At 67.7% G+C, this 12,802-nt stretch carries 10 protein-coding genes; 4 read left to right on the forward strand and 6 right to left on the reverse strand.

The genetic code is table 11. The features are described from left to right. The first annotated feature begins 115 nt into the window (after positions 1–115). Positions 116–1,762: a methyl-accepting chemotaxis protein gene (locus tag AC3WUT_RS23395; RefSeq protein ID WP_492349476.1), complete on the forward strand. Its 1,647-nt coding sequence runs from the start codon at positions 116–118 to the stop codon at positions 1,760–1,762. A gap of 45 nt (positions 1,763–1,807) precedes the next feature. On the opposite strand, the gene AC3WUT_RS23400 is transcribed toward AC3WUT_RS23395, so the two are convergent. Genes AC3WUT_RS23400 through AC3WUT_RS23425 form a run of 6 tightly spaced genes read right to left on the reverse strand, consistent with a single transcriptional unit; the run spans position 1,808 to position 9,803 of the window. Continuing rightward, positions 1,808–3,046, reverse strand: coding sequence for a beta-ketoacyl-[acyl-carrier-protein] synthase family protein (locus AC3WUT_RS23400; RefSeq protein WP_492349477.1), 1,239 nt, complete (start codon positions 3,044–3,046; stop codon positions 1,808–1,810). Then, the gene (locus tag AC3WUT_RS23405; RefSeq protein ID WP_492349478.1) at positions 3,043–3,312 is read right to left on the reverse strand and encodes an acyl carrier protein; all 270 of its coding nucleotides are present in this window, start codon (positions 3,310–3,312) and stop codon (positions 3,043–3,045) included. The genes AC3WUT_RS23400 and AC3WUT_RS23405 overlap by 4 nt, the downstream gene beginning before the upstream one ends. A gap of 19 nt (positions 3,313–3,331) precedes the next feature. Continuing rightward, complete coding sequence (locus AC3WUT_RS23410) at positions 3,332–4,156, reverse strand: alpha/beta hydrolase (protein ID WP_492349479.1); 825 nt, start codon at positions 4,154–4,156, stop codon at positions 3,332–3,334. A gap of 5 nt (positions 4,157–4,161) precedes the next feature. Then, on the reverse strand, positions 4,162–7,245 hold the full coding sequence (locus AC3WUT_RS23415; RefSeq protein ID WP_492349480.1) for an efflux RND transporter permease subunit: 3,084 nt from the start codon (positions 7,243–7,245) through the stop codon (positions 4,162–4,164). After that, the gene (locus AC3WUT_RS23420; RefSeq protein ID WP_492349481.1) at positions 7,242–8,474 is read right to left on the reverse strand and encodes an efflux RND transporter periplasmic adaptor subunit; all 1,233 of its coding nucleotides are present in this window, start codon (positions 8,472–8,474) and stop codon (positions 7,242–7,244) included. Before AC3WUT_RS23420 ends, AC3WUT_RS23415 begins: the two co-directional genes overlap by 4 nt. A gap of 48 nt (positions 8,475–8,522) precedes the next feature. Beyond that, positions 8,523–9,803, reverse strand: coding sequence for a TolC family protein (locus AC3WUT_RS23425; RefSeq protein WP_492349482.1), 1,281 nt, complete (start codon positions 9,801–9,803; stop codon positions 8,523–8,525). 209 nt (positions 9,804–10,012) lie between these two features. Between AC3WUT_RS23425 and AC3WUT_RS23430 the strand changes: the two genes are divergently transcribed. The 3 genes from AC3WUT_RS23430 to AC3WUT_RS23440 all read left to right on the forward strand — a co-directional run bounded on the left by AC3WUT_RS23430 (position 10,013) and on the right by AC3WUT_RS23440 (position 12,796). Next, a complete protein-coding gene (locus AC3WUT_RS23430) occupies positions 10,013–10,699 on the forward strand; it encodes a response regulator transcription factor (RefSeq protein ID WP_492349483.1) in 687 nt (228 codons plus the stop codon). Next, positions 10,696–12,132 carry a sensor histidine kinase gene (locus AC3WUT_RS23435; RefSeq protein ID WP_492349484.1) on the forward strand — a complete coding sequence of 479 codons (1,437 nt, stop codon included), beginning with the start codon at positions 10,696–10,698 and terminating at the stop codon, positions 12,130–12,132. Before AC3WUT_RS23430 ends, AC3WUT_RS23435 begins: the two co-directional genes overlap by 4 nt. Positions 12,133–12,217: 85 nt before the next feature. Then, positions 12,218–12,796, forward strand: a complete 579-nt coding sequence (locus tag AC3WUT_RS23440) for a hemerythrin domain-containing protein (RefSeq protein ID WP_027474890.1) — start codon at positions 12,218–12,220, stop codon at positions 12,794–12,796. Positions 12,797–12,802 lie beyond the last annotated feature (6 nt).

The raw sequence follows: 12,802 nt of genomic DNA on the forward strand, positions 1-12,802 counted from the left end.
GGACCTGTTTCAGACGTAAAAGTCTGGCAAACTGGGGAATTCTTCACACGTTGTGCCCTGTCCAGATTTCACAGGTGAGGCCTGTCATTTCTGAGTGCCACCCGGAGGTTCTTGTATGAATGTGTTTGCGCTGATGCGCTTGTTCACCATCCGCTTCCGGATGATCGGTGCCATTGCGGTGGTCTTGGGACTCTTGAGTCTGTTGGGCGGCGCCGGCATGCTGGGCATGTTCCGCATCCAGACCATGAGTGAGGATTTCATGACCCACTCCTATGCCTCGATGGGCAATCTGGCGGAGTTGCGCGCCGAACTGGGGCAGACCCGCCGGTTCGAGAAGGACATGATCATCCAGTACGAGAAGCCCGAGCAGGTCAAGCAGCTGCGGGCCAAATGGCTGGAGTCGCTGGGCCGGGCTGATCAGATGATCAAGCGCATGGCCAGCAGCGAAACCATGGGCAACAAGCCTGAACTGGAAACCGTGGGCCAGAAGCTGGTGGCCTACCGAGATCAGTTTGCCTCGGTGGCCAATCAACTGGAGTCGGGCGGGTATGAGTCCGCGACCACTGCCAACCGCATGAGCGCTCGCTCGGTGGCCCAGTACGACGAGGCTGAGAAGGCCGTGGCCGCCATCGAAAAGAGCCTGACGGCCCAGGTCAATGAAGCCGTGGCCGATCAGGCCCGGGTGTCCAAGCAGACCCAACTGCTGTTTGCGGCAGCCGTGGTGATCACGGTGATCGTGGTGGTGCCCCTGACCCTGCTGAACATGCACTCGATCTGCCGCCCACTGGAGGTGGCCCGCCAGGCCGCGCAGGCCATTGCCGGGGGCGATCTGTCGCGCCGCATCGAGGCCGAGGGCAAAGACGAGGTGACCGATCTGCTGAACGCCCTGGCCGACATGCAGGCCGGGCTCGGTTCCATGGTGTCGCAGGTGCGTGACGCCAGCGAAAGCATTGCCACTGCCAGCCATGAGATTGCCTCGGGCAACCAGGATCTGTCGGGCCGCACCGAGCAGACGGCATCCAACGTGCAGGCCACGGTGTCGTCCATCAGCAACCTGACGGGCAATGTGCAGCAGACGGCGTCGTCGGCCCAGTTGGCCAACCAGCTCTCGGGTTCGGCTTCTACCGCCGCGGTGCGCGGCGGCTCGGTGGTGCGCCAGGCCATCAGCAGCATGCATGAGATCTCGGCCTCCAGCCGCAAGATCAACGACATCATCGGACTGATCGACACCATCGCCTTCCAGACCAACATCCTGGCCCTGAACGCAGCCGTCGAAGCGGCCCGTGCCGGGGAACAGGGGCGTGGCTTTGCCGTGGTGGCCAGCGAAGTGCGTGGCCTGGCCCAGCGCTCGGCCGAGGCCGCCAGCGAAATCAAGGGCTTGATCAAGAACAGCGTGAGCGCGGTCGATGGCGGCGTGAAGCTGGTCGAAGACGCGGGGTCGGCCATGGACGAGATCGTTTCCGGCGTGCAGCGCGTGAGCGACATCATCGGCGAGATCACGGCCGCGGCCTCCGAGCAGTCCACCGGCATTGGCGATGTGAACCAGTCCGTGAACCAGATCGATCAGATGACCCAGCAGAACGCGGCCCTGGTCGAGCAGTCGGCCGCCGCCGCCGAATCGCTGCGTGAGCAGGCGGATCGCCTGGCCAGCGTGGTGCGCCAGTTCCGCCTGAGCGATCAGCACGCCAGTGCGGTCCAAAGCAGCCGCCGGGGCGGCTACCTGGGTTCGTCGGCTGGCGAACCCCATCTGCTGGGCATGTGAACCCGGCATGAACCGGCCCCGCGCAGGGCCGGTTCGCGGCACTCTTCAAGCCAGGCTGGCAATCAGCACGGCGTTGGTGCCGCCAAAGGCGAATGAATTCGACATCGCGTGGCGCAAGCCCGGCACGGCGCGGGCTGCACCGGTGACCAGGTCCAGTGCAAAGGCCGGGTCAGCCTGGTGGAGGTGGGCGGTGGGAGGCACCTGGCCAGTGGCCAGGGCTTGCAACGCCACCACCAGTTCCATGGCGCCACCGGCCCCCAGCAGATGCCCATGAATGGCCTTGGTGGAACTGACCGCCACCCCTCGTTCCCCGAACACCGTTTGCAGCGATTCGGCCTCGGCACGGTCGCCGGCCTGGGTGGCTGTGCCGTGGGCATTCACGTAGCCGATGTCTTGTGGCTGCAGGCCGGCATCACGCAGGGCGGCCTGCATGGCGCGCACCTGGCCGGCTGCATCGGGCTGGCTGATGTGGCGGGCATCGCTGTTGGTGGCGTAACCTGACAGGCACAGCGTGTGCTGGGCACCCCGGGCCAGGGCATGGGCCGGGCTTTCCAGCACCAGGGCCGCAGCGCCTTCGCCCATGGCGAACCCGTGCCGGTCGGCCGAGAAAGGGCGGCAGGCCGAGGCCGCCAGGCTGCCTTCAGGACCGGTCGGGGCCATGACCCGCATGGCTTGCCAACTGGCCAGCACGCCGGGGCTGAGCATGGATTCATGGCCGCCCACCACCGCCACATCGATCCAGCCGCCCCGCAGGGCACGCAGGGCCTCGCCGATGGCCACGGCCGACGAGGCACAGGCACAGGCGTAGGTCAGTGAGGGGCCGCGGATGCCGAGCTGCAGGCTGATCTCGGCCACTGCGGCATTGGGCATGGTGCTCAGCACAGTGGTCGGGCGCAGGCGCTTGTGCTCGCCGTACAAGGTGTGGCAACTGGCGTCGAAGCTGTGTGCACCGGCCATGCCGCTGCCCCAGTACAGGCCGACGCGCTCGGCATCGAGCCCCGCCATGTCCAGCCCGCTGGCGGCCCAGGCCGACTGGGCCGCCGTCAGGGCCATCGAGGTGCCACGGTCGGCCGGCACCCGTGAAGGGGTGCGCACCGCACCGTCGTTGAAATCGCAGCGGGCCAGAGGCAGGATCACCGGGTCGATGCCCGGCAGGTCGAGCAGCCAGGGGCCGACCGCGGACTCACCGGCCATCACTTTGGCCTGGAAGGCTTCCGGGGTGTGGCCCAGGGGGCTGATCAGCCCCAGGCCCGCTACCCCGATGCGGGCTGCGGTGCTGCTCATGCGCCTGCAGGTTTAGGGCTGGTGCCCAGGTGTTCGCGGATCACGCCGGCCAGGTGCTGCAGGGTGATGCCACCCTGGCGCGGGTCCAGGCGTTCTTCGGGAATGCGAAGCTGAAATGCGTCTTCAATGGCGAAGACGAATTCCATCAGGGCCAGTGAGTCCAGACCCAGGTCCTCGAGGGCCGCGTCGGGCTTGACCCGTTCGGCTTCGATGTGGAACTTGTCCACCAGGATCTGGGCAATGGTCTGGTCGATATCGGGAGTCATGTTGGAGGCGGCTGGCAGCTCAGATCGGGGGCACAGGAGAGCTCGCGGGCAGCGAGCGCACGAAATCGACGGTTTCGCGAACAACTTGCTGCCGATCATTGTCGATACTGATCATGTGAAAGCTGTTTCTGACGGTAACCGTCTTGAGTGAGACAGGCGCGGATGATAGTCCAACTGCCAGCAGACGCAGATTGTCCGGGCTGGCAACCTCGTCTTCTTCGGCATGCAAAGCCAGGATGTGGGGGCAGATGACCTGGCCCAGATGTCGGCGCAGGCGGCGCAGCAGCCGGTCGTTTTCGCGCAGGTAGCTCACGCCCAGGGTGGCACTGCCCGCACGTGACACCCGCCGGTTCTCCAGCTCGCGCGCGATCCAGGCCCGGATGCGTTCGTTCTTGACCCCATAGGGGGGCTTTTCCTTGTACTGCCACAGCCGCCCGATCGGGGTGTACAGCGCCAGCGGCAACAGAAAATGCCAGGGTGGAATGGCCCAGCCGTCGTAGCGCAGGGTGGTGGACATCAGCACCAGGCCGTCCACCGGGGTGGCCGGGTCCATGGCGGCACTCAGGGCCAGGCCGGCCCCGGCCGAGATGCCGACCAGCACCACGCGCTGGTGGCTTTCGCGCTGATGGCGCACGCAGGCGTGCACGGCCCGGACCCAGTGCTCAAAGCGCTGGGCCGGTGCCTCGGGGTGCTCGGCATCGAAGGAATAGCCTGCGATCTGCAAGGGAACCACACTGCAGCCCAACTGACGCAAGGGGCCGTTCACGCTCAGCAACTCGTCGGGTGTGCTGCACAGGCCGTGCAGCAACACCACGGCCGTACTGGGCAGGGCAGCCTGGGTCATGGCCTTCAGGAGGCACCTTCGCTGGTCTTGGCGTTCTTGGCCCGCGAGAACCACGACACGTACAGCGAGGGCAGCACGACCAGGGTGAGCAAGGTGGCCGTGACCAGGCCGCCGATGACCACGATGGCCAGCGGGCGCTGGGTTTCGGAGCCGATCTCACGCGACAGTGCCATGGGCAGCAGGCCCAGGGCGGCCAGCATGGCCGTCATGAGCACGGTGCGCAGGCGTTGCATGGAACCGATGCGGGCCGCTTCGTACACCGTGTGGCCGGCCTTGCGCAACTGCTGGAACACCGAGAGCATCACCACCCCGTTGAGCACGGCCTGGCCGCTCAGGGCAATGAAGCCGATGGCCGCTGACACCGACAACGGGATGCCGAAGATCCAAAGTGCCACAAACCCGCCCACCAGGGCCAAAGGCACGTTGAGCAGGATCAGCGAGGCCATCTTGAAGGATTTGAAGGCATCGAACAGCAGCACAAAGATCAGCAGCAGCGAAATCGGTACCACCACGGACAGGCGCTTCATGGCGCGTTCCTGGTTTTCGAACTCACCCGACCAGTTCACCACATAGCCGGCCGGGATGTCGATCTTGGCGACCCGGGCCTTCATGTCGGCCACCACCGAGCCCATGTCGCGGTCCTTGATGAAGATGCCGATGGCGGTGGTGCGCCGGCCGGCCTCACGGGCGATGTTCATGGCGCCGCTGGTTTCGGTGATGTGCGTCACCGCGCCCAGTTGCACATAGCCACCGTCGGCCGTGGGGATGGGGGTGCGTTCCAGCTTGGCCACCAGGCGGTCTTCGGCGGGCAGGCGCACGGCCACGGCAAACTTGCGCTCGCCTTCCCACAGGCTGGTGGCGGCCTTGCCGGCCAGGGCGGCCTCGATCACGTCCTGGATGTCGCCCACGTTGAGGCCGTAGCGGGCGGCCCGGTCGCGGTCGATGTCGATCAACAACTGCGGCACCTGGCCGTCGCGGTCGATCTCGGCCCGCGACACCCCCTGCACCTGCTTGACCTCACGCGTGATGGCTTCGGTGATGCGGCGCATCTCGGCCAGGTCGTCACCCGCGAGCTTGATCACGATCTGCCCCTTGATCTGGGAGATCGATTCGAGCACGTTGTCGCGGATCGGCTGCGAGAAGGCCGGGTCGATGCTGGGGATGGCCGACAGGGCGTGGTCCATCTCGTCAATGATCTTGTCGTGCGTCATGCCCGCACGCCATTCGTGCTCGGGCTTCAAGTCCACAAAGATCTCGGCCATGCTGATGGTCTTGGGATCGGTGCCGTCTTCGGGCTGGCCGGCCTTGGACACGGTGGTGCGCACCTCGGGCACGGTCAGCAAGGCCTTGCGAGCCATGCGCAGGATGCGCGCGGCCTCTTCGGTCGACACGTTGGGTGACAGCGCGAAGTTGATCCAGGTGGTGCCTTCGTTCAACTCAGGCAGGAACTCCGAGCCCAGGCGCGAGGCCACCACGCCCGACATGGCGAAGGCCGCCACGGCAATGCCCAGCACCTTGCGGCGGTGGTTCAGCGCCCAGCCCAGCACGGGTTCATACAAGCCCTTGGCGGCGGTCACCACGCGGTTGTCGTGGTGGGGCAGTTTGCGGCGCAGCATCCAGTAGGCCAGCAGCGGCACCAGGGTGAGCGAGAACACCAGCGAGCCGATCAGGGCCGTGGTCACCGACAAGGCCATGGGCTGGAAGATGCGGCCTTCGTGGCGCTGCAGCGCAAAGATGGGGATGTGCGCGGCAATGATGATCAGCATCGAGAACAGCGTGGGGCGGCCCACTTCGTTGGCCGCGTCGATGATGGTCTGCTTGCGTTCCGAATCGGGCATGTCCTCGCGGTTCTGCGCCAGCCGGTGCAGGATGTTCTCGATCACGATGACGGCGCCGTCGACGATGATGCCGAAGTCCATGGCTCCCAGGCTCAGCAGGTTGGCCGGCACGCCCATGATCTTCAGGCCCATGAAGGTGGCCAACAGGGCCAGCGGGATCACCACCACCACGGCCAGGCTGGCGCGCAGGTTGGACAGGAAGATGTAGAGCACCAGCGACACCAGCACCGCGCCCTCGACCAGGTTGCGGAACACCGTGGTGAGGGTCTTGTCCATCAGCCAGGTGCGGTCGTAGAAGGGCTCGATCTTCACGCCCGGGGGCAGGCCGCGCTCATTGAGCTCGGCGATCTTGTCTTTCACACCCTTGAGCACCACGCTCGGGTTCTCGCCCTTGCGCATGATCACGATGCCGGTCACCACGTCGTCGTCCAGGTCCTGGCCGACCACGCCCAGACGGGGCACGGCGCCGATCTTCACCTGCGCGATGTCGCGGATCAGGATCGGGGTGCCGTTGCGTGCGGCCACCACGATGCGGCCGATGTCTTCCGACGACTTGAGCAGGCCCAGGCCGCGGATGGTGTACTGCTGAGCCCCCTGGGCCACATAGCTGCCGCCCGCGTTCGAGTTGCCGCGCCCCAGGGCATCGAGCAGGTTCTGGAAGTTGAGGCGGTAGGCGCGCAGCTTGTCCAGGTCGGGTTGCACCTCGTACTGCTTGATCGAGCCGCCCATCGCCACCACATCGGCCACGCCGGGCACCTGGCGCAGCGCACGTTCGGCCACCCAGTCTTCCAGGGTGCGCAGGTCGGTGGTGCTCAGCCCGTCGCCGCGCAGGCGGTAGCGCATGATTTCACCCACGGGGGTGGCGTTGGGCGCGATCTCGGCCTCGACGCCGGCGGGCAGGTCCACGCCGCGCAGGCGCTCACTGACCTGCTGGCGCACCAGGTTCACATCGGCCTTGTCGTCGTAGGTGACGACCATGAAGCTCAGCCCGAACTGGGTGTGCGAGAAGACACGGATCGAATTCGGCAGCCCCGACAGGGCCACCTCGATCGGCAGCGTGACCTGCTTTTCCACCTCTTCGGCGGCCCGCCCCGGGAACAGCGTGATCACCGTGACCTGGGTGTCGGTGACGTCGGGAAAGGCCTCGACCGACAGGTTCTTGAAGGCGATCACCCCGGCCAGGGCAAACAGCAGGGTGCCCAGGACGATGAACAGCGGTTGGTAGAGCGCGTACTGGATCAGGCGTCTCATGGGGCGTTCCCTTTGCCGGTGCTCTCTTTGCCTTCAGTGGCGGGGGCGCTCTTCGGGCTGTCGCTGCGGCCGATCGAGTCTTCCTGGGCCACGTGGAACTGGCGTGCCAGCAGCAGGGCGTTGTCCGACACCACCAACTCGCCGGCCTGCAGGCCCTTGCTCACCACGACCTCTTTGGGCCCCTGGTGCACCAGGGTGACGTCACGCGGCTCGAACACCCCGGGTTGGGTCTGCACGAACACCGCATGGTGGGTGCCATTGAGGGTGATGGCGGCCGCGGGTACGACCACACCGCTGCTGAAGGTCTGGTGCACGCGGGCGGTGGCCAGCATCTCGGCTTTCAGGCGCCGGTCGGCATTGGCCACCAGGCCACGGACCTTGATGGTGCGGGTGCTGGGGTCGATGAAATCGGACGCTGCCAGCACCTTGCCCTGGAACAGGGTGCCTGGGTAGGCCGCCACTTCCAGCTCGAAGCTGGCACCGGGCTTGAGGATGCCGGTGTCGATCTCGCGGGCATCGATCTGCACCCACAGCGAGGCTGGGTCGCTGACCACGAACAGGGCCGGTACGCCGGGCCCCGATTGGTCGGGCCGCAGTTCCTGGCCGGGGTTGAGGTTGCGCTCCACCACCACGCCGGCGATGCCGCTGCTCAGGCTGAGCTGCTGGTTGACCTGGGCCGAGCCGCCATACAGGGCGGTGCGGGCCTGGGCGCGGGCCACTTCGGCCTGGGCGCGCGAGGCGTCAGCCTCGCTTTGCTCCAGATCCTTGCGCGCAATGATGCCGGCGGCAAACAGTTCGCGCTGGCGCTGCACGGCCTGGTTCATCAGGCGGGCATCGACCTGGGCGCGCGCGGTGTCGGCCTGGGCCTGGCCGAAATCGGGCGAAGCCAGATGGGCCAGGGCCGAGCCGGGCTGCACGCGTTGGCCCACGTCGGCATCGATGCGGGTGACCCGGCCGGCAAAGGCGGGGTAGATGCGCTGGGTGCGTTCTTCATTCCAGACCATGCGCGCGGGCAGTTCGACCGTGATGTCCTGGGCGGGCCGGGCGGCCTGGGTGGGCAGCAGGGCCAGTTGGGGGTGACCGGCCGGAAAGCGCAACTGCTGGCCCTGCACGATGGGGGTGGCGGGTTGCGGGGCGGCATTGGGCGTGGGGGCTGGGCCGCAGGCCGACAGCAGCGCGCTGGTCAGAACAGCGAGGGTGCAGAGGCGATGGAGTGGGAGCTTGCGCATGGGGTAGGCAGAAGTGGGTTGGGGCGCCGTGAAAGGGGGCCGTGTGAATCAGGGGGTGGCCAGCAGGCGCTGGGGTTGGGTGCGCAACAGCCACAGGCCTTGGGCACGGGCGTGCTCGGCGCGCGCGTTGACGGCTTCGATCAGGGTGGCACGCAGCGTCCGGCGAGCATCGAGCAGATCCACCAGCGGGATGGCACCTTTGCTGTAGGCCAGCTCGGCGCCGGCCGCCACCTGGCGCGCGCGCGGCAGGATCTCGGTCTCGTAGCTGCGGGCCTGGGCCAGGGTGCCCAGCAGGCTTTGCTGCAGGCTTTGCAGCTCCAGCAAGGCGTTCAGGCGCACGCGTTCGAGCAGGGTGCGGGCCTGGTTCAGGCCCGCCAGGGCGCGGGCGATCTCGCCCTGGTAGGCGTAGTGGGTCTGCAGCGGCATCTGCAGGCGCAGCTCCAGCAGGCGGGTCGAGGTGCCGGGGTAGTGGTCCAGCGAGGCCCCCACGGTGATGTCGCTGCGGGTCAGTGCCTGGGCGTTGTCCAGCGCGGACTGCGCGGCATCCACGCGGGCCTGGGCGGCGCGCACATCGGCGCGGGCATCGACCACGGCCACCAGGTCGGTGCCGGTGTCCGGTGGGGTCAGGGCCGGCCAGTCGGGGGCTACTTCCAGCGCGGTGGCCGTGCTGCGGCCCAGCACCTGGCTCAGGGCCGCGCCGGCACGTTGGCGCTCCAGCTCGGCCAGGCGCACATCACCCTGGGCGCGCTGGGCCTCGATCTCCGTGCGGGCGGCATCCTGGGCTGCCAGGTCGCCGGCGCGCACGCGCTGGGCCGCGGTGCCGGCCAGTTGGCTGGCGCTCTGGCTGATGGCGCGCACTTCGGCCAGCCGCTCCTGGGCCGCCAACAGATCGTAGAAGCCAGTCAGCCCGGCCTGCAGTTGCAGCACCCGGGTGTCGTCCACATCGGCCTGGGCCGCATCCGCCGCGCGTTGCGCCGACAGCGTGCGCAAGGCCCGCTTGTTGCCGCGTTCCCAGGTCCAGTCCAGGCCGACGCTTTTGTCGATGCGCTTCTCATTGAGCACGCTGCCGCTGCCCAACCCATGCTGCAGGTCCATCTGGCTGGCCTTGGTGGTCAGCACCGGCAGCGGGGCGTGGTCGGCGCTGACGATGTCGGCCCGCGCCGCCGCTGCCAGCTCGTTGGAGAACTGCACGTCAAGGTTGTTGCGGGCCCCTTGCAGCACCTGCTCCAGGCGCAGCACGGAGGGGGTGGGCGCGGCCGTCTGGGCCAGCGCGGCCGTGACGCAGGCACAGGCCAGCGTCACGGCCATGGAAATCTGTCGGATGCTCATCGTTACAGCTTATGCCTCATGGTCCCTGACCTGAACCTGACCAGGACCTGACTTTTGGGTGTTTTCCCCAGGTTCACGGAGCGCCAATGGCCTTGGGCAGACCGGTCAACCGGGGGGACGGCGTTTGCCTCGTGCCGCCGAACACCTTGGCGCAGGCAAGGTGGGCGAATCGGGGTAGGCTTGCATCCTGCCATTCAGGAATGACAAGCATGCGAATTCTGGTGATTGAAGACGACGCCGTGCTCCGGGACGTGATGGTGCGCAGCCTGAGTGAGGCGGGCCACCGGGTGGATGAGGCCGCCACACTGGGTGAGGCCGACCATTTCTGGCGCATCCAGCTGTTTGATGCGGTGCTGCTCGATCTGAACCTGCCCGTGGGCCAGGTGGGCCAGGGCCTGGGCAGCGGCCTGACCCTGCTGCGGGCCGCCCGGGCCCGCGGGGACCAGGTGCCGGTGCTGGTGCTGACGGCCCGCGACCGCACCGAGGAGCGCATCGCCGGCCTGGATGCCGGGGCCGACGACTACCTGGGCAAGCCCTTTGACCTGGCCGAGGTCGAGGCCCGCTTGCGGGCCCTGGTGCGGCGCAGCCAGGGCACCCAGGACATCACCACCGTGGGCACCCTGACGCTGGACCGCAAGGCGCGCCGCCTGAGCCTGCAGGGCGACTGGTTCGAGCTGCCCGCGCGCGAGTTCGAGGTGCTGTGGGAGCTGATGACCCCACCGGGCCGGGTGGTCAGCAAGCGCACCCTGGCTGACAAGCTGTCGGGCTTTGACGAAGCCCTGGCCGACAACGCCCTGGAGGCCTTCATCTCGCGGCTGCGCAAAAAGCTGGTGGGCAGCGGTGCCAGCATCCGCACCCTGCGCGGCCTGGGCTACCTGCTGGAGGCCGAGGCATGACGGGCGCCGCCGGGGCGGCCACCCTGGCCCTGCCTTCTCTGCGCTCGCGGCTGCTGCGCCATGTGTTGCTGCCCCTGGGCCTGACCTGGCTGGCCGGGGCCGTGGTCTCGATCTCGCTGGCGCGCCATTTCACCCAGGCGGCCTACGACCGGTCTTTGCTGGATGACGCGTATTCGGTGGCCAGCAATGTGCGCGCCAACGATGCCGGTCTGGAGCTGATGCTGTCTTCGCGCGAGGTGCGGGCGGTGCTGTTCGACCAGGTTGAGAGCGTGTACTTTGCGGTACGCCGGCCCGACGGCAGCCTGCTGGCCGGGCACTCGGGGCTCAACATGCCGCCGATCTCCGACACCGACGAAGCCGTGTATGGCTTTGCCGACATCTACTACCAGGGCAAGCCCCTGCGGGCGGTGCGCCTGCGCCGATCCGAGCCGCTGGCCTTCGAGGTCATCATGGCCCAGACCACACAGAGCCGCAGCGCACTGCTGCGCAACCTGCTGCTGTACTCGGTGATCCCTGAGGTGCTGCTGTTGGTGCTGCTGGCGGCCTGGCTGGGGCGCGCCATCCGCACCGAGTTGCAGCCCCTGGCCCGCCTGCAGCAGGCGCTGGGCCAGCGCAACGCCCAGGACCTGACGCCTTTGCAGGTGCAGGCCAACACCCGAGATGTGCACCTGCTGGAGGATTCGCTCAATGCCCTGCTGGCCCGGGTGGCCCGCGGCGTGCAGGCCCAACGTGAGTTTGCCGGCAACGTGGCGCATGAGCTGCGCACCCCGCTGGCCGGCATCCGGGCCCTGGCCGAATATGGCCTGGCCCAGCGCGAGCCCGAGGCCTGGCGCATGCAGTTGCAGCGCATCGTGGGCAGCGAGGCCCGTGCCAGCCACCTGGTCGATCAACTGCTGGCCCTGGCCCTGGCCGACGAGGCCCGCACCCAGATGCAGGCCGTGCCGGTGGCCCTCGATGAGCTGGTACGCGATGCGGTGTTGCGCCTGCTGCCGCGTGCCGATGCCGCCGGCATCGACCTGGGCGGGCGCGGGCTCGATGAGCCGCTGCGCGTGATGGGCCACCCTACGCTGCTGGAAGGCATTCTCAACAACCTGCTGGACAACGCCCTGCGCTATGGGCGACCGGCCTCGGGCGAGGGCGGCAGCATCACCGTCGAGTTGCAGCGCCAGGCCGACGGGGTGCACCTGTCGGTGATCGACAACGGCCCCGGCATCCCGGGGGCCGAGCGCGAACGGATCCTGCAGCGTTGGGTGCAGGGCGAGGAGCGCGAATGGATGGGCGAAGGCGTGGGCCTGGGCATGGCCATCGTGTCGCGCTATGCGCAGTTGCTGGGCGCGCGCTTCGAGCTGGGCCGGGGCCCGGACGGGCAAGGCCTGAAGGCGGGCATCGTGCTGCCCCCGGAGCTGCTGATCGAGCCTGGCGCCTCGCTTTGAGGGGCGGCACTTGATCTGGGTCAGGGACTTGCGCCGGGCGGCGTGGCACCCTCGTGCTCTTCTCACAGACACCCCGGGGCACACCATGGCACAAGAATGCATCAAGGTCATCCAGGAAGAACACACGGCGCTGGCGGCCATGCTGCGCTCCATGCTGATGATGCTCGACCGGGGGCCGGGTGACGAGCCAGAAAGCTTCTTTGACGTCATGCGGGCGATGCTGTTCTACATCGATGAGTTCCCCGAACGCCTGCACCACCCGAAAGAGTCGGACCTGTTGTTTCCGCGGGTGGCGCGGCATTCGCCGCATGTGATGACGGTGGTCGAGCAACTGGAGCGCGACCACATGAAGGGCGAGACCGCGGTGCGCGAGCTGCAGCACCTGCTGCTGGCCTGGGAGCTGATGGGCGACGGCCGCCGCAAGCGCTTCGAAGACGAGTTGCGCCGCTACATCGATTTTTACCTCGACCACATGCGGCTTGAAGAGACCGTGATCATTCCCGAAGCCCGCAAGGTGCTCGACGAGGGCGACTGGAAGGCCCTGGACGAGGCCTTCCTGAGCAATGCCGACCCGCTGGTCAACCCCAGCCTTCGCGACCCGGCCTACGACCGACTGTTCACCCGCATCGTGATGCGGGCGCCCAGCCCGGTGGGCCTGGGCTGAACGCCC

This window comes from Curvibacter sp. EU05-FHT14A10 (assembly GCF_058791075.1).

Excerpts from the sequence above, each read along its gene's own strand:
- AC3WUT_RS23395 (WP_492349476.1), top strand. The coding sequence starts at position 116 with ATGAATGTGTTTGCGCTGATGCGCTTGTTCACCATCCGCTTCCGGATG.
- AC3WUT_RS23400 (WP_492349477.1), bottom strand. The coding sequence starts at position 3,046 with ATGAGCAGCACCGCAGCCCGCATCGGGGTAGCGGGCCTGGGGCTGATC.
- AC3WUT_RS23405 (WP_492349478.1), bottom strand. The coding sequence starts at position 3,312 with ATGACTCCCGATATCGACCAGACCATTGCCCAGATCCTGGTGGACAAG.
- AC3WUT_RS23410 (WP_492349479.1), bottom strand. The coding sequence starts at position 4,156 with ATGACCCAGGCTGCCCTGCCCAGTACGGCCGTGGTGTTGCTGCACGGC.
- AC3WUT_RS23415 (WP_492349480.1), bottom strand. The coding sequence starts at position 7,245 with ATGAGACGCCTGATCCAGTACGCGCTCTACCAACCGCTGTTCATCGTC.
- AC3WUT_RS23420 (WP_492349481.1), bottom strand. The coding sequence starts at position 8,474 with ATGCGCAAGCTCCCACTCCATCGCCTCTGCACCCTCGCTGTTCTGACC.
- AC3WUT_RS23425 (WP_492349482.1), bottom strand. The coding sequence starts at position 9,803 with ATGAGCATCCGACAGATTTCCATGGCCGTGACGCTGGCCTGTGCCTGC.
- AC3WUT_RS23430 (WP_492349483.1), top strand. The coding sequence starts at position 10,013 with ATGCGAATTCTGGTGATTGAAGACGACGCCGTGCTCCGGGACGTGATG.
- AC3WUT_RS23435 (WP_492349484.1), top strand. The coding sequence starts at position 10,696 with ATGACGGGCGCCGCCGGGGCGGCCACCCTGGCCCTGCCTTCTCTGCGC.
- AC3WUT_RS23440 (WP_027474890.1), top strand. The coding sequence starts at position 12,218 with ATGGCACAAGAATGCATCAAGGTCATCCAGGAAGAACACACGGCGCTG.